The organism is Kitasatospora sp. NPDC043949 (assembly GCF_056435365.1).
Genome location: NZ_JBWKEQ010000019.1, coordinates 33363 through 52612 on the forward strand (window position 1 = coordinate 33363; position 19250 = coordinate 52612).

Annotated in this window: 11 protein-coding genes; 1 reads left to right on the forward strand and 10 read right to left on the reverse strand. The window is 72.3% G+C overall.

What is annotated here, in order from left to right:
• Positions 1–91: 91 nt before the first annotated feature.
• The 8 genes from AC07AL_RS17760 to AC07AL_RS17795 all read right to left on the reverse strand — a co-directional run bounded on the left by AC07AL_RS17760 (position 92) and on the right by AC07AL_RS17795 (position 9360).
• Positions 92–670 carry a hypothetical protein gene (locus tag AC07AL_RS17760; protein WP_478317777.1) on the reverse strand — a complete coding sequence of 193 codons (579 nt, stop codon included), beginning with the start codon at positions 668–670 and terminating at the stop codon, positions 92–94.
• A gap of 130 nt (positions 671–800) precedes the next feature.
• On the reverse strand, positions 801–1820 hold the full coding sequence (locus tag AC07AL_RS17765; RefSeq protein WP_363580350.1) for an N-acetylglucosamine kinase: 1020 nt from the start codon (positions 1818–1820) through the stop codon (positions 801–803).
• Positions 1821–1973: 153 nt separating this feature from the next.
• The gene (locus tag AC07AL_RS17770; protein WP_363580352.1) at positions 1974–3263 is read right to left on the reverse strand and encodes a 6-phospho-beta-glucosidase; all 1290 of its coding nucleotides are present in this window, start codon (positions 3261–3263) and stop codon (positions 1974–1976) included.
• Positions 3263–4171 (reverse strand): carbohydrate ABC transporter permease, encoded by a 909-nt coding sequence (locus tag AC07AL_RS17775; protein WP_478317778.1) that lies wholly within the window; start codon positions 4169–4171, stop codon positions 3263–3265. Before AC07AL_RS17775 ends, AC07AL_RS17770 begins: the two co-directional genes overlap by 1 nt.
• Before the next feature lie 41 nt (positions 4172–4212).
• Positions 4213–5211, reverse strand: a complete 999-nt coding sequence (locus AC07AL_RS17780) for a carbohydrate ABC transporter permease (protein ID WP_363580356.1) — start codon at positions 5209–5211, stop codon at positions 4213–4215.
• Positions 5212–5234: 23 nt separating this feature from the next.
• Positions 5235–6590, reverse strand: a complete 1356-nt coding sequence (locus AC07AL_RS17785; RefSeq protein WP_363580358.1) for an ABC transporter substrate-binding protein — start codon at positions 6588–6590, stop codon at positions 5235–5237.
• A gap of 165 nt (positions 6591–6755) precedes the next feature.
• The gene (locus AC07AL_RS17790) at positions 6756–7946 is read right to left on the reverse strand and encodes an ROK family transcriptional regulator (RefSeq protein ID WP_363580360.1); all 1191 of its coding nucleotides are present in this window, start codon (positions 7944–7946) and stop codon (positions 6756–6758) included.
• Between the two features lie 232 nt (positions 7947–8178).
• Positions 8179–9360, reverse strand: a complete 1182-nt coding sequence (locus AC07AL_RS17795) for a mechanosensitive ion channel family protein (protein ID WP_363580362.1) — start codon at positions 9358–9360, stop codon at positions 8179–8181.
• A gap of 436 nt (positions 9361–9796) precedes the next feature.
• On the opposite strand from AC07AL_RS17795, the gene AC07AL_RS17800 reads away from it, so the two are divergent.
• Entirely contained in the window at positions 9797–10441 is a 645-nt protein-coding gene (locus tag AC07AL_RS17800) for an HNH endonuclease (RefSeq protein WP_363580364.1), read from the forward strand.
• Between the two features lie 112 nt (positions 10442–10553).
• On the opposite strand, the gene AC07AL_RS17805 is transcribed toward AC07AL_RS17800, so the two are convergent.
• Positions 10554–14582: a beta-N-acetylglucosaminidase domain-containing protein gene (locus tag AC07AL_RS17805; protein ID WP_478317779.1), complete on the reverse strand. Its 4029-nt coding sequence runs from the start codon at positions 14580–14582 to the stop codon at positions 10554–10556.
• A gap of 189 nt (positions 14583–14771) precedes the next feature.
• Complete coding sequence (locus AC07AL_RS17810; protein ID WP_478317780.1) at positions 14772–19115, reverse strand: ricin-type beta-trefoil lectin domain protein; 4344 nt, start codon at positions 19113–19115, stop codon at positions 14772–14774.
• Between the last annotated feature and the right edge of the window lie 135 nt (positions 19116–19250).

Here is a 19250-nt window from a genome sequence, read left to right on the forward strand (position 1 = left end):
CGAGCCGGTCCTGAGCCGATCTTGAGTCAGTTCCGAGCCGGTCCCGAGCCGATCCTGACCCGGTCCCGAGCCCAGCCGGTCCACGGCGGGATCACGGTTCGACCAGCTCCCCGATCCGCATGATCCGCCCGTGCGAGTCCAGCACCACGTCGTACACGTTGCCGTAGCACCCGTACGGCGCGTCGTCGGGTTCGTGCTCGGCCAGGCAGTCCTCCAGGTGCCCGAGCACGTCCTCCAGCCGGACGGTTCTGGTCGGGTCGCCGTTCGGGCGGTCGACGAGCGTGGCCTCGACCCCGGCGGTCGCGAAGCCGTAGCGGGCCGGCGTCCCCGTCCCCTCGTAGCGGGCCTCGTCGCAGGAGTAGCGGGCGGGCTGGGCGGTGACGTCGCCGTCCTCGGTGGCGAGGACCACGAGGACGGTGTGTCCGGGGCGTTCGGTCGGGGTCGGGGTGGCGCAGTCGGCGGTGGGGACGGGGGAGGTGTCCATGCTGGGCTCGGGGTCGGCGAGGTCGTCGTCCAGCAGGTCGTCCTCGTCGTCGTACGCCCCGTCGGCGGCGGCCGCGGCGGAGGCGGCGGCGACGGTGGGCGCGGAGTCGGCGGGAGTGCAGGCGGCGAGGGCGGCTGCGGCGGTGCAGCAGAGCAGCGCGGCGAGGAGGGTTCGGGGCACGGCCATGGCACTAGTCTCCCCGGACAGCGGCGGAACTCGTCACGCAGGTACACGACTGGTGCACGGGCTGTGGTTCCCGCCGCCGCCGGATGTGCGGATCCGGCGGCGGCGGGAGTCTTGAGGGGCGGCGTAACGGTCAGGCGGCGACGGGCCGTTGCGCCTCGTACGCCTCGCGCAGCCGGGCCTGGGCCTCGGGGCCCGCCCCGAGGTGGTCGAGTCCGAGCAGCGCCGCGCCCAGGACGGGCGGCGCGACGACGACCCGCGGTTCGGCGAGCGGCGCGGCCTCGGCCAGACGGGCGGTCAGGTTGTCGAGCAGCAGCGGCTGCCGGGAGGAGATCACGCCGCCGCCGAGCACCAGCGGGGTCCGCGTTTCGAGCAGTTCCAGCCGCCGCAGGGCGACGACGGCGAGCCGGACGATCTCGTCGGCCTGGCGGTCGATCAGCCCCAGGGCGACCTCGTCGCCCTGCTCCGCGACGGCGAACAGCACCCGGACGATCTCGTGCAGCCGGCTGGTCGGCAGGTGCCCGAGGTGGACGGCTTCGGCGACGGCGCCGGCGCTGGGCAGGCCGAAGTGCTCGGCGATGGCGCGGGAGAGCCCGGTGGGGCCGCCGCGGCCGTCCTCGTGGCGGACGGCGTGCCACATGCTGGTGACGGCCAGGCCCCCGCCGCCGCCCCAGTCGCCGGTGAGCTCGCCGAGGGCGGGGAAGCGGGCGGTGCGGCCGTCGGGCAGCAGGCCCACGCAGTTGATGCCGGCGCCGCAGACGACGGCGACGCCGCGCGGGCCGTCGGTGCCGGCCCGCAGCAGGCCGAAGGTGTCGTTGACGACGGTGTTGCTGGCGCCCCAGGGGTGGGATTCCAGCGCGGCGCGCAGGGCCTCCTCCTCGACGGGCAGGTCGGCGTTGGCCAGGCAGGCGCTGACGTGGCTGGTGAGGACGCCGCTCCAGGCGGGGTGGCCGGCCGCGGCGGCGGCCTGCTCGACGAGCGGGGCGAGGCCGGCGACGGCGGCGGCGCCGCCGATCTTCTGGGGTGCGAAGCCGCCGCCGCGGGCGGTGCCGTGGACGGTGCCGTCGGCGCCGATCAGGGCGACGTCGGTCTTGGAGTTGCCGGCGTCGATGGCGAGGACGCCGGGCAGGATCGGTTCGGGCTGGTGGGTCATCAGGTCCCCGCGGCTCGTACGTGGCCCGGCCGTGGCGTTGTCCCCGGCCGGGGGTGATCGGTCTCCTCGCAGTGCCCGGCCCGCGACACCCTCATATCGCGGGCCGGGCTGCTTTCCGGACGGGGCCCGGGTGCGAAGCCGGGCCCCGGGCCGTCAGGCCCAGGCGAGGTGCTCGCGGTTGTGGGCGAGCAGCCGATCGGTGAGCTGGTCGGCGAGTTCGAGCTGGCCGACCAGCGGGTGGGCGAGCAGGGCGTCGAAGACCCGGTCACGGCCGCCGTGCAGGGCGGCGTCGAGGGCGAGGTGCTCGTACGCGGTGACGGCGGCGATGAGGCCGGCGTACAGCGGCTCGACGGCCCGCTGGGGGAGCGGCCGGACGCCGTTCGCGTCGACCTCGGCCGGGACCTCGATGACGGCGTCGTCGGGCAGGAACGGCAGCACGCCGTTGTTCGGCGCGTTGACGACCTGCACGGACGTCCCGCCGCCGGTGCCGAGCAGCGCGGCGATCAGCTGGACCGCCGCCTCGGAGTAGAACGCGCCGCCGCGCTGGCCGAGGAGTTCCGGCTTGGTGTCGAGGGCCGGGTCGGCGTACATCTCCAGCAGCTGCCGCTCGATCTCGGCGACCTGGGCGGCCCGCGAGCCCTGCACCCTGAGTTCCTCGACGACGGCGTCGTGCTGGTAGAAGTAGCGCAGGTAGTAGGACGGCACGACGCCGAGCCGCTCGATGACGGGCTGCGGCAGGTGCAGGTCCTCGGCGATGGCCTTGCCGTGCGCGGCGAGCAGCTCCGGCAGCACCTCCCGGCCCGTCGCCGATCCCGGGGCGTCGAGCAGGGTGACGCCGCGCTCCCAGGTGAGGTGGTTGAGGCCGACGTGGTCGAGCCGGACCAGCTCCGGGTCGACACCGAGGTGGGTCGCGAACTTGCGCTGGAAGCCGATGGCGACGTTGCACAGGCCGACGGCCTTGTGGCCGGCGTTGCGCAGCGCGCGGGTGACGATGCCGACGGGGTTGGTGAAGTCGACGATCCAGGCGTCCGGGTTGGCGCGCCGGACCTTCTCGGCGATGTCGAGGACGACCGGGACGGTGCGCAGTGCCTTGGCGAGGCCGCCGGCGCCGGTGGTCTCCTGGCCGACGCAGCCGCACTCCAGCGGCCAGGTCTCGTCCCGGTTGCGGGCGGCCTGCCCGCCGACGCGCAGTTGCAGCAGCACGGCGTCGGCGTCGGCGACACCGGCCTCGACGTCGACGGTGGTGGTGACGACGGCACCGTGCCCCTGCTTGGCGAAGATCCGCCGGGCGAGCCCGCCGATCAGCTCCAGCCGGTCGGCGGCCGGGTCGATGAGCACCAGCTCACCGATCGGCAGGGTGTCGCGGAGCCGGGCGAAGCCGTCGATCAGCTCCGGGGTGTACGTCGAACCGCCGCCGACGATTGCCAACTTGAGTGCGGACATCAGCCCTTGACCCCTGTCAGTGTCACGCCTTCGATGAAGGCCTTCTGTGCGAAGAAGAAGAGGATGATCACCGGTGCCATCACGAGGAGGGTGGCGGCCATGGTGAGGTTCCAGTTGGTGTGGTGGGCGCCCTTGAACGATTCCAGGCCGTACGAGAGCGTCCAGGCCTCGTGGTTGTTGCTGGCGTAGATCTGCGGGCCGAAGTAGTCGTTCCAGCAGTAGAAGAACTGGAACAGGGCGACGGCGGCGATGGCCGGCTTGGCCATCGGCAGCACGACCTTCAGCAGGGTGCGCAGGTCGCCGCAGCCGTCGATCCGGGCGGCCTCGATGTACTCCTTGGGGATGGTCAGCAGGAACTGGCGCAGCAGGAAGATCGAGAACGCGTCGCCGAAGGCCATCGGGATGATGAGCGGCCAGAGCGAGCCGCCGAGGCCGAGCTGCTTGGCCCAGAACAGGTACATCGGGATGACGGTGACCTGCGGCGGGAGCATCATCATGGCGATGACGGCCATCAGCGCCAGGTTGCGGCCCCGGAAGCGGAACTTGGCGAGCGCGTAGGCGACCGGCAGGCTGGAGACGATGGTCAGCACGGTGCCGAGGCCCGCGTAGAGCAGGGTGTTGCGCCACCAGGTGAGGAAGCCGGGGGTGTCCCAGACCTTGCCGTAGTTGCCCCATTGCCAGGAGGTGGGCCAGTAGTCGGTGGTGAGCGCCTGCTGGTCGGTCATCACCGAGGTGAGGAAGGCGAAGACGAACGGCAGCAGGAAGAACAGGGCGGCGGCGATGGCCAGCGAGTGCACGGCCACCCAGTTGAGCATCGCGCGGCGGCGGGCCGCCCGGGCGGCCGGGCCGGAGGCGCGGGAGGTGCCGGCCGGGGCGGGCGCCTTGGTGGGTGTGGAGCTGAGAGTCATGATCGGGTCCTCATCGGTCCGCTGGGTCAGCAGCACACGGACTAGTCGTCGCTCGCCATGAAGCCGGACTTGCGGCGGAGCAGGAGCGAGGTGACGGCCATCGAGATGGCGAACAGCACCAGGGCGACGACGCACGCCGCGCCGTAGTTGAAGCGCTGGAAGCCGAGGTTGTAGACCATCTGCGGCAGGGTCCAGGTGGAGCCCTGCGGGAAGCCGGGCTCGAACTGCTGGCCGGAGTTGCCCGCGATGCCGCCGGCGACCTTCCCGGCGACGATCGCCTGGGTGTAGTACTGCATGGTCTGGATGACGCCGGTGACCACGGCGAACATGATGATCGGCGAGATGTTCGGCAGCGTGACGTACCGGAACCGCTGGAAGGGTCCGGCGCCGTCCAGTTCGGCGGCCTCGTACTGCTCCTTGGGGACGTCGAGCAGCGAGGCCATGAAGATGACCATCAGGTCGCCGATGCCCCACATGGCGAGCATGGTGAGCGCGGGCTTGGACCAGTCGGCGCTGGCGAACCAGCCGGGCTGCGGGAGGCCGATCTCACCGAGGAAGTGGTTGACCGGGCCCGTGCCGGGGTTGAGCAGGAAGGCGAAGGCGACGGTGGCGGCCACCGGCGGTGCCAGGTACGGCAGGTAGAACGCGGTGCGGAAGAAGCCGACGCCGGTCTTGACCTTGGTGATGAGCAGGCCGATGCCGAGGCCGAAGGCGACCCGCAGGCTCACCATGATGAAGACCAGCCACACGGTGTTGCGCAGGCCCTGCCAGAACGCCGGGAGGTCGTTGAAGACGTAGTCCCAGTTCTTCAGGCCGCTGAAGGAGGGGGCGCCGAAGCCGTTGTACTTGGTGAAGGAGAAGTAGACGGTGGAGATCAGCGGGTACAGGAAGAAGACGCCGAAGCCGATCAGCCAGGGGGAGAGGAAGGCGAGGTTGCGGGCCGCCTCCCGGCGGCGCTTCCGGCGCAGCAGGTGCTGCGTGGAGGGCGCCGCCGGGTCGGTCGATCCGGTGCCCCTGCGGGTGCCGAACGCGAGTGACATGGGAGCTCCGTGGACCGTTTCCGCTACTTCGCCTGGGCGATGGCGGCGTCGATCTCCTTGGCGGTGGCCGCGAGGCCGGCCGCGAGATCGGGCTGCTTGCCGGACTCGTAGTCGTAGCCGAGGTTCTGCAGGGAGGCGATGTAGCCGCTGCCGTTGACGGCCGCCGGGGTGGTGCCCGAGTGCTGGTTCTTGGCGACGTCGATGAAGGTCTTGAAGTTCGGGTCGTTCGTCAGCTTCGGCGAGTTGAGCGCGTCGAAGGTGCTGGGCACGTTGTGGATCGCGTTGGCGAAGCTGACCACCGCGTCGGTGTCGGTGGTCAGGTACTTGACCAGCTCCCAGGCCGCGGCCTGCTTCTTGCTGCTGCTGGCGATGCCGACGATGGTGCCGGTCTGGTAGCCGCGGCCGTAGGTGTCGGCCTGGTCGTCCGGGACGGGGAACGCGGCGGTGGCCCAGTCGAAGTCGGGCTTGTTCTCGGCGAGGGCGGCGGTGCGCCACTCGCCGTCGATGGCCATCGCGACCTGGCCGGTGAGGAAGGGGTTCTTGGCGCTGAACTCCTCGCCGAAGGTGGCGCGGTACTTCTCCAGCTTGGTGTAGCCGCCGAGCTGGTCGACCATGCCCTTCTGCCACTTGAGCATCGCGGCGACCTTCGGGTCGGTGGCGATGTTCGACTTGCCGTCGGCGCCGAAGTAGGTCGGGCCGTACTGGCCCAGGAAGTGCTCGGTGGTCGACTCGTAGCCGTGGTACAGCGGCATGAAGCCGAGCTGCTTGTAGCCGTCGCCGTCCGCGAGGGTCAGCCTCTTGGCGTCCTCGGCGAACTCGCTGAAGGTCTTCGGCGGGTTGGCGATGCCCGCGTCGGCGAAGGCCTTCTTGTTGTAGTAGAGGCCGTAGGCGTCGCCGAGCAGCGGCAGCGAGCACTGGTTGCCCTGGAACTGCGTGTAGTTGAGCATCGCGGCCGGGAAGGTCTTGACCGGGTCGATGCCGCTCTTCTGCAGCAGCGGCTTGAGGTCGGTGAACGCCTTGGTCGAACAGAACATGCCGACGTTGTTGGTGGTGAAGGAGGAGACCACGTCCGGCGCGTCGTCGCCGCCGGCCCGCAGGGCCTGGTTGACCTTGTCGTCCGCGATGTTGTCCACGGCCTTGACGTGGATGTTGGGGTGGGCCTTCTCGAAGGCGGCGATGTTGTCGTTGATCGCCTTCACCTCGTTGTCCTGGCTCCAGCCGTGCCAGAAGGTGATGGTGACGTCCTTGCCGCTGGCCGCGTCGTCGCTGCCGCTGCTCTCGCTGCTGCCGGTGCAGGCGGTGGCGAGCAGGGCCAGGACGGCGGTGCCGGTGACGGCGGCGATCGTGCGACGGCCTCTGCGGGAGGTGGTGGAGTGCACTTCGAGGTCCTCCTGGGGGTGCGCGGGCAGGCGTCATTGCCTCGGGGCCCGCGTTCGGGGGTTGGGAGAGGTGGGTGCAGGGTGCGTGCGGGGTGACGGGCGACCGGGGAGCGTCGGTGGGTGGGCGTCTGTGAGCGTCGGTGGGCGGCTGTCAGTGGGTGGCTGTCAGTGGGTGGAGAAGACCGCCTCGCGGGCGTCCGCCAGCGCGCGTTGCAGGGCGCCGAGCAGGACGGGCGAGCCGGGCAGGGCACTGCTGCGGACCTCGGGCCGGGCGATGGAGAGCCTGGCCAGTTCGTCCTCGACGAGGGCGCGCAGGCGTTCGCCGCCCGCGGTGGGCACCGCGCCGGAGAGGACCACCAGTTGGGGGTCGACGACGGCGACGATCGCGGCCAGTCCGACGGCGAGCCGGCCGGCCAGTTCGACGAGGAAGGCGTCGCCGGCGCCCGGGGTCTCCAGGGCCTTGGCGATCGACTCCTCGGCGGTGGGCGCGCCGAGCCCGTGTTCGCGGGCCAGGGTCCGGACGGCGGGTGTGCCGACCAGCTCCTGGAACCCGCCGAACTTGCGGCGGCGCACGTCCCGCGCGACCGGTGAGCCGGGCACCGGCATGTAGCCGACCTCCCCGGCGCCGCCGGTGAAGCCGCGGTGCAGCCGGCCGGCGATGACGATCGCGGCGCCGGTGCCCGCACCGGCCCAGAGCAGGACGAAGTCCTCGGAGCCCCGCGCCGCGCCGGAGGCCTGTTCGGCGACGGCGGCGAGGTTCACGTCGTTCTCGATCGACACGGGCGCGCCGATCGCCTCGGACAGCTCCTCGACCAGCCGCGGCGAGTGCCAGCCGGGCAGGTGGGAGGCGTAGCGCAGCTTGCCGGTGACCGGGTCGGGGGCGCCGCCGACGCCGATCGCGGCGGTGCGCAGGCTGCCCGCGGCCAGTCCCGCGGCACGGACGGTCTCGGCGACGGCGGCGGCGACCTTGGCGACGGTCTCGGCGGCCGGCACGCCCTTGGTCGGCACGGCGTGCTCGGCCAGCGTGGAGCCGGTGATGTCGGCGACGGCGACTCTGATCTCGCTGTTGGTGACGTCCAGCCCGGCGACGTGGCCGGCGGCCGGATTCACCTCGTACAGCTGCGCGTTGGGGCCGGGGCCGCCGGCGGTGGTGCCGACCGGCAGGACCAGTCCGGCCGCCTCCAGACGGGCCAGCAGCTGGGAGGCGGTGGGCTTGGAGAGGCCGGTCAGGGTGCCGATCTGGGTGCGGGAGAGCGGGCCGTTCTCCAGCAGCAGTTCGAGGGCGGCGCGGTCGTTGATGGCGCGCAGCAGGCTGGGGGTGCCGGCGAGGGGGGCCTTGGCGGTGGTCTTGGTCACGCGCGAAATCCTCCTCTTCCGGCTGGTGGGGGGAGCGACGAGGGTGAACCCGCCGGTTCGGGGAGCCGAACTGTTAGGAAAGTTTCCAGTCGCTTGGGAAGGACCGTACGGGCCCCGTCAGCGGGGTGTCAATGGTCCGTGGCCCGGAGGATGCCGAAGCGTTACCGGGCAGCACGAAGCCCCGTTCCCAAGGGTCTTGGGAACGGGGCTTCGTGCTGCCGGGCCTGGGGCCCTACGGCTTGGCGAGGTCGTCGGTCGGCCTCGGCGCCGGTATCGGCTCGGTCGCCCGGTACCGGGGCGAGGTCGGGTCGGACAGCGCGGACGGCGGTGCCGGCTCGGTCGCGGGGGAGATCACCACCCCGGTGGCGGGGGCCGCCGTCGCCGCGGCGGCCACCGGCGCGGCCTCCTCCTTGACCTTGATCCCGGCCTGGTCGAAGGCCGTCTTCAGGCGCTGGCGCAGCGCCCGGGACACCGCCGGCGCCTTGCCCGGCGCGGTCCGCGCCTCGATCCGCACCATCACCGAGTCCGCCGCGACCGACTCCACGCCCAGGACGGACACCGGCGCCCAGACCAGCTCGTCGTACGGCGACTCCTTGGACAGCGCCTCGGCCGTCTCCTGGATCAGGTCCTCGACCCGCAGCAGGTCCTCCTTGTACCCGACCTGCACGTCCACCGAGGCGGTCGACCAGCCCTGGCTCATGTTGGCGATCCGCTTCACCTCGCCGTTGCGGATGTACCAGATCTCGCCGTTGGCCCCGCGCAGCTTGGTCACCCGCAGGCCGACCTCCAGCACCGTGCCGGCGGCCACCCCGGTGTCGATCTCGTCGCCGACGCCGTACTGGTCCTCCATGATCATGAAGACCCCGGAGAGGAAGTCCGTCACCAGGTTGCGGGCGCCGAAACCGATCGCCACACCGGCCACACCGGCGCTGGCCAGCAGCGGCGCCAGGTTCACGCCCAGCGCGGACAGCACCATCAGCGCGGCCGTGCCCAGGATGGAGAACGACGCCACGCTGCGCAGCACCGAGCCGATCGCCTCCGACCGCTGCTGGCGCCGCTCCGGGTTCACCACCCCGGTGTTGGCCAGCAGCCCGCCGAGCCGGCTCTCCTCGTGGTGGTCGTGCGAGCGCGCCATCCGCGTGATCAGCTGGGTGATCAGCTTGCGCACCACGGCGCGCAGCACCAGTGCCAGCAGCACGATGAAGACGATCCGCACCCCGCCGGCCAGCCAGCCCTGCCAGTGCGTGTCGAACCAGCTGGCGGCCTGCTTGGTGGTGTCGCTGACCTCCTGCGCGCTGGTCGGGATTCTCAGGTCCAGCTGCGGCAGTTGCGGCGCGGTCGGGCTGGGCGCCGGTGTCGGAGTGGAGAGCGTCGAGGACGCGTCGGCGATACCGGTGGCGCCGGAGCGGAACACGTGCGGGCCTTCCTGCAAGGGGGCGTGGCGGGCCCGCGCCGCGGCACGCGGCCCGCGGACCGTCCGCCTCAGCCTAACCGGCGCCGAACACCCGACCGGACACGCCGAAGGGCGTACGGAGCAACACGAACGCCCCGTCAGCGCACCGGTGCGCTCCCCCGGACGACGGGGTCGACCGCTGCTCCGACCGGCCGAGCGCTCCCCCGGGAGGGCCACGGGCGGCACCCCGAGGGCACCCGGGTGCAACCCGACCTTCCCCAGGGCATACCGGCTATGACAGAGGCCACACCCGAAGTTCACACCAGGTCCGTTACACAGGAGTGGTGGCGCCGTACAAAGGCGTAAGGCGACACTGGGGGAGATCGCGCACCAGTTGTGCGATCCAACCGCTCGTCCCGGCGCGAGCCACGCGCCGCAGGCGTCCAAGGAGGCATCCGTGCCGCATGTCCTGGTCCTCAACGCGTCCTACGAGCCACTCGGCGTCGTATCGATGCGCCGCGCACTCATCCTGGTCCTCAACCACAAGGCGGTCAGCCTGGAGGACTCGGAAGTCACTCTGCACAGCGCCACCAGCGCCCTCCCGGCGCCGTCCGTCGTCCGCCTGACCCGCTTCGTCCGGGTCCCGTTCTGCGGGCCCGTCCCGCTCACCCGCCGGGCGCTGTTCGCCCGTGACCACGGCCGCTGCGTCTACTGCGGGGCCGCCGCCACCAGCGTCGACCACGTCATCCCGCGCAGCCGGGGCGGCCAGCACCGGTGGGACAACGTGGTGGCGGCCTGCCGCCGCTGCAACCACACCAAGGCCGACCGCCACCTCACCGAACTCGGCTGGCGGATGAAGCGGCCACCGGCCCCGCCCAGCGGCCTCGCCTGGCGGATCATCGGCACCGGCATCAAGGACCCGCGCTGGCGTCCCTACCTGGAGCCGTACGGCGGCTCCGACCAGCTGCGCGCCCCGCAGTGGGGCGAGTACGAGCACCACGACCATACCGAGCAGGGCCTCCCCGTCCCGCTCGGCCGGGCGCACTCGGCCCACTCCGCCCCCGTCCGCCGCGGTGAGCAGCCCGAACCGCTCTCCGCCTGACCCCGCTCCACAAGGGCCAGCCCGTCATACCGTCGGTACGCCTCATGGGCCGCCGCGCCCCCCACCGGGGAGCACGGCGGCCCGCCGCGTTGTCCGGTGGGGGAGGCGGCGGCTACTGCTTCGGCGGCGGTGTCCCGCCCGTCGTCCCGCCTGTCGTCCCGCCCGGAGTCCCGCTCGCCGGGGGCGTGGCCGGGGCGCTCGGAGCGGTCGGGGCCGTGGTCGGGGCCGTGGGCGCGGTGGTGGCGCCGCCGCCCGGCTGGGCCGGGGGGACGGCCGGCGGCTGCGACGGGGGCGGCGGGGTGACGGCGTACAGCTCGACGCCCCACAGCGAGTAGCCGTACTTGTTGGCCCGGGCCACGCCCTGCACCCGGAGGAACCGGGCGTCCGGAGCGTCGAAGCGCACGGTCTCGTCGCCGCCCTTGCCGTTGTCCACCGTCGCCGCGTCGGTCCAGGTGGTGCCGTCCGCCGAGACCTGGAGCCTGTAGGCGGCGGCGTACGCGGCCTGCCAGTGCAGCACCGCCGCGCCCAGGTGGGTCGCCTGCGGAAGTTCCAGCTGCACCCAGGCGTCGTCCTTGGCGGGGGAGGACCAGCGGGTCTTCGGGTCACCGTCGGTGACCGCCGAGGCGGGGAAGTTCGGCGTCTCGTCGCCCGAGGAGGTGGCCTTCGCGCCGAGTGCCAGGTCCGGACCGCTGGTCGGCGGCACCACACGCACCTGGAGCACCTGCTTCACGGTGGTGGCGCCGGCCGCGAACTGCACCGGTACCTGGTACGTCCCGAACGGCGTCCCGGGAGCGGCGCTGACCAGCAGCGGCACGCCGATGCGGCCGCCGCGCGGCACGGTCACCCCGGCCGCCGGGGTCACGGTCAGGCCCTTGGCCGCGGCCGGCACCTCGGTGTGCAGCTCGCCGCTGGTCCCCTCGGGGCGGCCGGCCTCGACGGTGGCCCGGGTCTGGGCGGGCGCGGCGGCGCCGGTCACCACGTCCAGGGTCGGGTCGGACAGGCTGAGCCGGGCCGCCGGGACGTCCGCGTACCAGGGGATCACCTGGTTGACCACCGGCGGGTCGCCGCCCGGCTTCCAGGCCAGCCGGAACGCGTCGGCGGCCTGCCCGCCGGCCGGCAGCTCGTTGTAGCCGGGCTGCACGGTGCCGATGTCCGTCCAGCCGCCGTCCGAGCGGCGCACCGAGACGGTGGCGGTGGCGTGCACGCCCGGGTCGGTGAGCACGGTGAGCCGGTCGAGCGGGCGGGCGGCGCCCAGTTCGACGGTGAGCGGCTCGTCCTGCGCGGTGGGCGGCTTGGCGGCCCGGTACGCGGTGTCCGGATTGCCGTCCAGCACCGCGGACGCCGAGGAGCCGGGCAGCGCGGCGGGGCCGCCGGTGACGCTGGCGGGGGCGTCGTCGGGCGCGGTGACGGTGAACTCGCGCACCGCGACGGCGGTCTTCTGGGCGGCGGTGGCCCGCAGCCGCACGGCCCGCACCACCGAGCCGGCCGGCAGCTTGGCGCTGACCGACTTCTGGTTCTTGACCACGGCGAGCTGCTTCCAGCCGCCCTCGCCGGTGCTGTACTCCAGCACGCCGTCGTGGAGGTAGTCGTCGACCGCGCTCCGGCCGTCCGGCCCGTTGCCCCAGGAGCCCATCAGCACGGTGACGGCGCCGACCGGGCGCCCGCCGCCGAGGTCGACGCCGACCGCGTCGCCGGGCTGCGGGGGAGCGGAGCTCCAGTAGAACGTGTCGGCCACGCCGTCGGTCATCAGCGCGGGCAGGTGGTCGTGCGCGGTGCCCATGGTGGTGGTCGGGGTGATCCCGCCGCCGGCCACCCCGGCCCAGTTGTCGGCGGCCCCGACGGCCCGCTCCAGGAACGGGTCGAGCACGCCCGCGCCGATCGTGGCCGGGCTCTGCGCGAGCTGCTCGCGCAGCCGGTTGAGCTCCACCCGGGCCTTCCAGGCGGCCGCGCCGTCGCCGCCGTGCTGGGCCAGCAGCATGTCCAGCGCGGACTGCCCGGCCAGCCCGTAGTCGTGCAGCGGGGCGAGCCAGGGCGCGGCCTCGGCGGCGAGCTGGGCGGTGGCCTGGGTGCCGGCGAGGGTCTGCTGGGCGGTGGCCATCGCGGCGAAGGCGTCCCGCAGGGGCGCGGCGGCCTCTATCAGCTTGGCGAGGTCCGACGCGGTGCCCGAGGTGGGCTCGGCGGCGGCCCAGAACCGGTCGAGCAGCGGCGTCAGGTAGCCGGACTCCTGCTGGGACAGCGGCGAGGAGGAGCTGTTGCCGGCCAGCGCGGTGACCGCGGACAGGGCGGTGCCGGCGGGCGTGCTGCCGGCACCGGTCGGGCCGGCGAGCGAGCGCACCGCGGCCTGCCAGGAGTCCTCCGGCCGGTAGCCGGCCGGGTTCCAGGCGAAGTCGCCAGCCGTGGCGAGGGCGATCCGGGAGGCCATCGGCTGCTGCATGGCACCGGTGAGCATCACCGCCGAGCGGGTGGCCACCTCCGGTTCGCGCCCGGTGTAGGCGCCGAGGAAGAGCCGGTCCGGGCTGGCATCGTTGACCGGGTAGTTGTCCATGGTGACCAGCGGGTGGCCGTACAGGTCGCCGGTCTCGGCGGCCTGGGCGCCGGTGATCTTCTCCGGGATCACCCCGCCCCCGCTCCAGGCCACCTGCACGCCGTCCGGCAGCGCCGCGGCCAGCGCCTTGCGGTACGGCGTGACGCCCTGCTTGTGGTACTCGGTGGGCACGACGGACAGCGGCGCCAGGCCCGGGTTGCGCGCGATCAGCCGGTCCCGCACCTTGGTCACCAGCGCGGCCTGCGCCTTGGCGGCCGCGGCCGGGCCGGTGCCGTAGGTGTCGCGGTCGTCGCCGCAGTGCCACTCGTCGTAGCTGACGTCCAGGAACTGGAGCTGGAAGGCGGTGAAGCCGAGCTTGCGCAGCCCGTCCAGCTTGGCCACCAGCGCGTTCACGTCCTTGCCGGAGCTGAAGCAGAGGGACTGCCCCGGGTCGATCGCGTAGCCGAGCGTGACGTGGTTGCGCCGGGCCGCGGCGCCCAGTTCGCGCAGCTCGTCGGCCTGGGCGGCGGGGTAGGCGTCGCGCCAGCGGGAGAGCCGGAACGGGTCGTCACCGGGGGCGTAGAGGTAGAAGTTCTGCTTGGAGCGGCCGAGGAAGTCCACCTGGTCGAGCCGCTGCTGCGCGGTCCACGGGCTGCCGTAGAACGCCTCCGCGGTGCCGCGCACCGGCGCGCCGCTCGGCCAGTCCCGCAGCGTGATCCCGGGCAGGCCCAGCCCGGCGGCGCCCGGCGCCTGCCCCTGCCCGGCCGGGACGGCGGCGAGCAGCTGGCGCAGGCTCTGCACGGCGTAGAAGGTGCCCGCCGCGTCCGCGCCCGCCAGCACCACCGCGCCGTACGTCCCGCCGCCCCGGGCCGGCAGCTGACCGACCGACAGCACGTACCCGCCGGCCGGCATGCCCGCGGTCGAGGGGGCGGCGCCGTCCTTGCCGCCGGCCGCGGCGGACAGCGCGCGCAGCGTCCGGTCCGTCCCGCCGTCGGCGGCCTCGGCCGGTCCGCCGACGTACACCACCAGCGACCCGGCGGCCGGCGCGTCGGCGTCCGGCTGCGGGGTCACGGTCGTCGCCCCGGCGATCTCCAGCACCTCCCGGACGGCGTCCAACGCCCCGAGGTCCGCGTCCGGCGCCGGCACCAGCGTCACCACGGCCGGCACCGCGACCGGCTTGCCGGCCACCGTCTGCTCCTGCGGACGCGGGAACACCTGCGGGTTCGTCATGCTCCCCAGCGGCGTCTGCGGTGCGCTGCTCACCACGTCCGGCCCCGCCGACGCCGCGTACGCCGCCGACGGCACCGGCCCGGCCAGCAACCCGCCGACCACCGCCGCCGCCGCGACCCCCGCCGCGATCTGCAGGGTCCGCCGCCCCGGCCGCCCCGCCGCCCGCCGGGCCCGCTCCGCCCGCCCCGACGCCAGCAGCGGTTCCGTCCCCTTGAGACCGGCGATCAGCCGGTCCGCCGTCCTGGGCGCCAGTTGACGGCACGTCCGCGCTGTGGCCCGCCGCGCCGCCAGCGCCGCCGGGTGGTACAGCACCTCCCGCAACGCCGCACTCCGCTCCAACCGCTGCCGCAGCCGCCGCCCGGCCACAACGGACACTCGGGCTTCCACAGGAGCCTCCTCGCCAGGCCTGGACCACATCGCCGCAACCCCACCAGCTACCCAACCCGGTGTCAACGCAACCGCCCGCTATGCCTGGTCTGCCCCGGTTCATCCCCTGATCGAACCACCCCGGAGACACCTCGGGCCCGCCTCGCCGATTGGCGAGGCGGGCCCTGGCGTGCACTCAGGACGTGGAGGTCAGGAGCGCGGGGGAGCGGGTAGCACGGCCGTCCGCAGGGTCGGGACGCTCCACTGCTGGGACTCCTTGAAGTGGCAGTCGTACAGCTGGAGCTGGTTGCCGTTCACGGCCTGCCACCCCGGGAGGTCCAGGCAGCGGCCCGAGAACGGGTGGTACAGCGCGTTGTTGGCCAGCGGAATCCACTTCTGCGGGTCCGTGCCGTCGCAGACGTGGTACTCCATCTTCGTGTAGTTGTCCTTGCCGGCGTTCACCGGCGCCATGCAGCCGCCCAGCACGCGGACGGTGCCGTCGTTGCCGAGCGAGAACTGCTGCGAGGTGTCACCGTGGCAGCCCCACAACTGGATCGCGGCGCCGTTGGCGGTACCGAAGCCGTTGTCGTCGATGCACATGTTGGCGTCGACGCCCGACCGGATGACACCACTGGTGCCCGGCGCGGTGGGGGCCACCGCGAAGGGGTAGACGGCGGTGCTGCTGATGCTGCCGTCGAAGGACGGGCTCGGCTGGTCGTTCTGCTTGTAGCGGCCCAGCACGAACGGGCCGGACGGTGCGGAGCTCTCGGCGGCCGAGTGGTAGCCCGTTCCGGCGAGAACCCCGTCCACGTACAGCGACATCAGCCCGGTTTTGCTGTTGTACGAGGCCGTGAGCTGGGTCCAGACGCCGACCCGGGAGTTCACGTTCGCGTTGGTGGTGCTCGTGTAGTGGAACGGCCATCCGCCGCCGTCGGCCCAGCTCAGCGCGAACCGCCAGGCCCCGGTGCCGCCGTCGTTGTAGAGCATGAAGTCGGCGGCGTGGTTTGCGGTCTGGGCGGCGACGACGCCGCCTGCCGAGCCGGACTTCACCCAGGTCGAGACGGTGAAGCTCTTACGGGTGTCGACCACCGGACCCTGCGTGGTGATGTTCGAGCCGTTGCCCGGGCTGAAGCCCGCGACCGTGGTGCCCTTCCCGCCCACGTTGTCCCAGCCCCAGCCGACACCGGAGGCGGCGCCGTTGGCCTTGCCCTGCCCGTCCTTGACGGTGTTGCCACCGTCGGGCGCGGCCAGCCAGTTGGCGATCGGGCGGTCGAGGTTGCCGAGGACGACCGGATCCTTCTCCAGACCGGTCACCGTGGGCCCGCTGTTGACGTCGGACGCCTTGGTGCCGATGCCAGCCCAGGCGACCAACTGGTTGTTGGTGTCGACGGCCCAGAGGTCCGGCACGCCGTCACCGGTGACATCGCCGTTGGAGCCGACCTTCGGGTACAGCCTGTGGTCGACCCCGTTGGCCAGCCATCCCTTGGTGGGGTCGGTGAACCCGGAGCTGTCGAAGGTGTCCGGAATGCTGCCCTTGGCCAACTGGTAGGCGTGGATGGTTCCGTCGTTCCTGGACCGGCTCCACAGCGTGGGTACGTTCGTGCCCTTGGTCGGGCCGGGCGTGATCAGGTCGTAGGAGTCCCAGGCCTGGCTCTGCGACAGCAGGACGGCTGGCCCATCGAGGGTCTTGGCGCTGGACGACATGGCGAGCCACAGCCGGCTGCCCTCGACGAAGAGCAGGGAGGAACGGGGTAGCCCGTACAGTCCCGTCCCCTTCTTGACGGCGGTGTCGCCGGTGGGCGACCCGAACGCCGCGATCTGGGTGACCCCGGCCCAGGTGTCCTTGTTGCCGTAGTCGGTGCAGGTGATCGACGTGCCGTCGGCCAGGTAACAGTCCCTGGACTTGGACAGCGCCACCGCGCTCTGTCCGTCCAGGTGGGCGGCGATGTAGTCGTTGGCGTACAGGTACAGCGAGTCGGCGCCGGGCGCGTGTGCGATCAGGTCGTCGACGTTCTGCTCGCTGAACGAACCCCGGTGCGTGGTCTGGACGGTGCTCCAGCCGGCGGTGCCGGGGGCGGAGACGGGCTTGGCGTTCGGGGCCGCGTACGGGTCGGCGTTCGCCCCGATCATGCGCAGGGCGCCGGTGCCGTCCGGCAGCAGGACGTCGGCCTTGTTGTCGGCGTCGATGTCACCCATGATCGGCGCGGGGCCGTCGGGGTTGCTCGGGACGTAGTAGGTGTAGGCGACCGGCTGCGACATGTTGCCGGCGTTGTCCTGGGTTTGCAGGTAGAGGAAGTTGGTCCCCCAGTGCCAGGGGGTGTACTCCAGCTGGAAGCTGCCGTCGCCGTTCATCTTGACGATGTTTCCGCCGTCGCCGCAGTTCCACCCGGTGGCCGCGGCCTGGACGGGGTCCGTGGTCCACCGGGCGCAGGCCAGGCCGGAGGAGCGGCCGCCGGTGGTCGGAGCAGGGTCGGTGCCGGTCAGGGTGAAGACACCCTTCTGGCCGACGAGCTTCGGGTGGCCGCCGAGCGTGCCGGACTCGGGGAAGTCCGTCGAGGTGACGCGGGCGGTCGGCGGGGTCCGGTCGATGCGCAGGAAGCACATCTGGCTGTTGTCGCTGGTGAGCGTCCCGTCAGTGGTGGCGGCGAACCAGCCGTACTGGTGACCATCGATCAGCGAGCCGACGTTCACGTTCTTGCGGCCCCACCCCGATGTCCAGCCGGTCTCGTAGAGCTTCGAGGAACCGTTGTCGTCGTCGTCCCAGATCTTGAACGTGGTCCAGAGTTGCTCGTCGGTCGGCGACCAGGTGTCCACGCTCAGGTTGATGTCGGTGTTGATGCCGAGCCAGCCCGGGTTGTCCCACGGGTGGGCGGTACCGGGAGTCTGGCACTGGTCGTAGGCCGCGTCCCGGGCGAATCCCGGGGTCGGGCTGATCACCGGGGTGCCGATGCGGGGCGTGAAGTCGTAGGTGACGACGATGTGTGGGTTGTTGGCGAACCGCTGGCGGTAGAACTTGTAGTCCTCGTTGTCGGGCGCGAACAGGAAGGTCCAGCCGCTCCAGTGCTCGCGCGCCGCCTGCGCCATCTGGCTGTAGACGTTGAACTCGATGCCGCCGGCCCCCTTCATCCAGGTCATGCCGACCTTGGAGCAGTTCGACAGCTCAGGGCAGGGCTGCGCCTCCCAACGAGTCCACTGGTTGATCGGGTTGCTGGTGCCCGACCCGGTCGAGTAGAGGCCCATCGGTGTGGAGGTGGAAGGGCTCGACGACTGCGCGACGGTGGCGTAGAGCGTGGCGCTCTGTACGGTCGAATCCCAGAACGCCGAGTTCAGACCGACCTGGAAGTAGGCCCGCTCGCGGCCCTCCTTCTCGCAGCGGTTGGCCGCGTCGATGTACCCGCAGTAGCCGGCTGCGGGCTTGTCCTGGCCGTACTGGGTGCCGTTGTACTCCGGGGTCCTGGGGTAGGCCTCCTGGACCTGCGCCCAGGCCTGGGCGCCGTTGTCGACGCTGGGGTTCCAACCCGGGTCGAGGTACCAGGGGCCGGTGCCCTGATCGAGCACCGAGGCATCCGGCACCAGGTCGATGCCGCTGCCACTCACGCTGGTGGCCATCGGCGCCGTCCTGGCGTTGACACCGGGCCCCTTGCTGCTGGACTCGACCGGTATCGGCGTGTTGTCTGCGGGGGCCGCTGCGGCGGCCTTGCCCTGGGCTCCGGTCTGGGGCGCCGCAGCGGGTGTGGGTGCGGTCGCTGGGGTGGAGTCCCACATCGCCGGTGCCGGAGCGGTGAAGCGAGGCTTGCCGGACACGTCCTCGGCCGTCAGGTTGCCGACGGCATCCGCCTTGACCGTCAACCCGTCGGCGACGATGTCCAGGTGCAGGTTCTTGATCTTCGGGTTGGTCGCGGCCTGGGCGGTGCGGACGATCAGGACCTGGCGCCAGCCGCCGGCGGTGGTGGCGCTCATCTCCAGATCGACGTCGGGCAGGACGGAGCGGTAGAGCGCGCTGTTCCCGTTGATCTCCGGCTTCGGCAGGTCGAACGGGGCCTTGAGTGACAGTTTCTTGCCGTCTGCTGTCGCCATGGTGGCCAGCGGTCCGCTGCCGCCGCCGGAGAGGGTCAGGGCGGAGGGGACGGCCGTCGGCGCGAGTGTGCCGTCCGGGTTGGTCCGGAGGGTCGCGTCCACGGCACGCCAGGTGCCGTCGGCGTTCTTGACCCGCTCCGCGACCGAGGTGGAGTCGCTGGTCAGTGTGCCGTCCGGGTTGGCGGAGGTCTGGCTGCTGCCCGTGGTCAGTGCGTCGACGATGACGGGCTTGCCGGTGCTCTTCGCCTTGACCTGGGCCGCTCGTATCGCCTCGGCCTGGGCCGACCGAGCGTCGGTCGGGCCGCCCTTGGCCGGAGGTGCCGGATGGGATGGCCAGGAGGTGTCGGCGGGGCCGTGGTTGCGGTCGGGAGGAGCCGCGAACGCGATGCTCGGCGCGGCCAGCAGGCCGGCACCGAGGGAGAGCGCGGCCGTGCAGGCGAGCGGGAGAAAGGCTGCGCCGAATGTCCGGCTTTTCATAGTTCGCTTGGAAGCTGAAAGGGATGGAGGTTGTGGCCTTGGCATGAAGAACCCGTCGTCTTTGGTGATGTGAGTAGAGGTCAGCCGCACGCTGCCTTCACGCTCGTTCGACTGTCAAAGCATTTTGTCGACAAG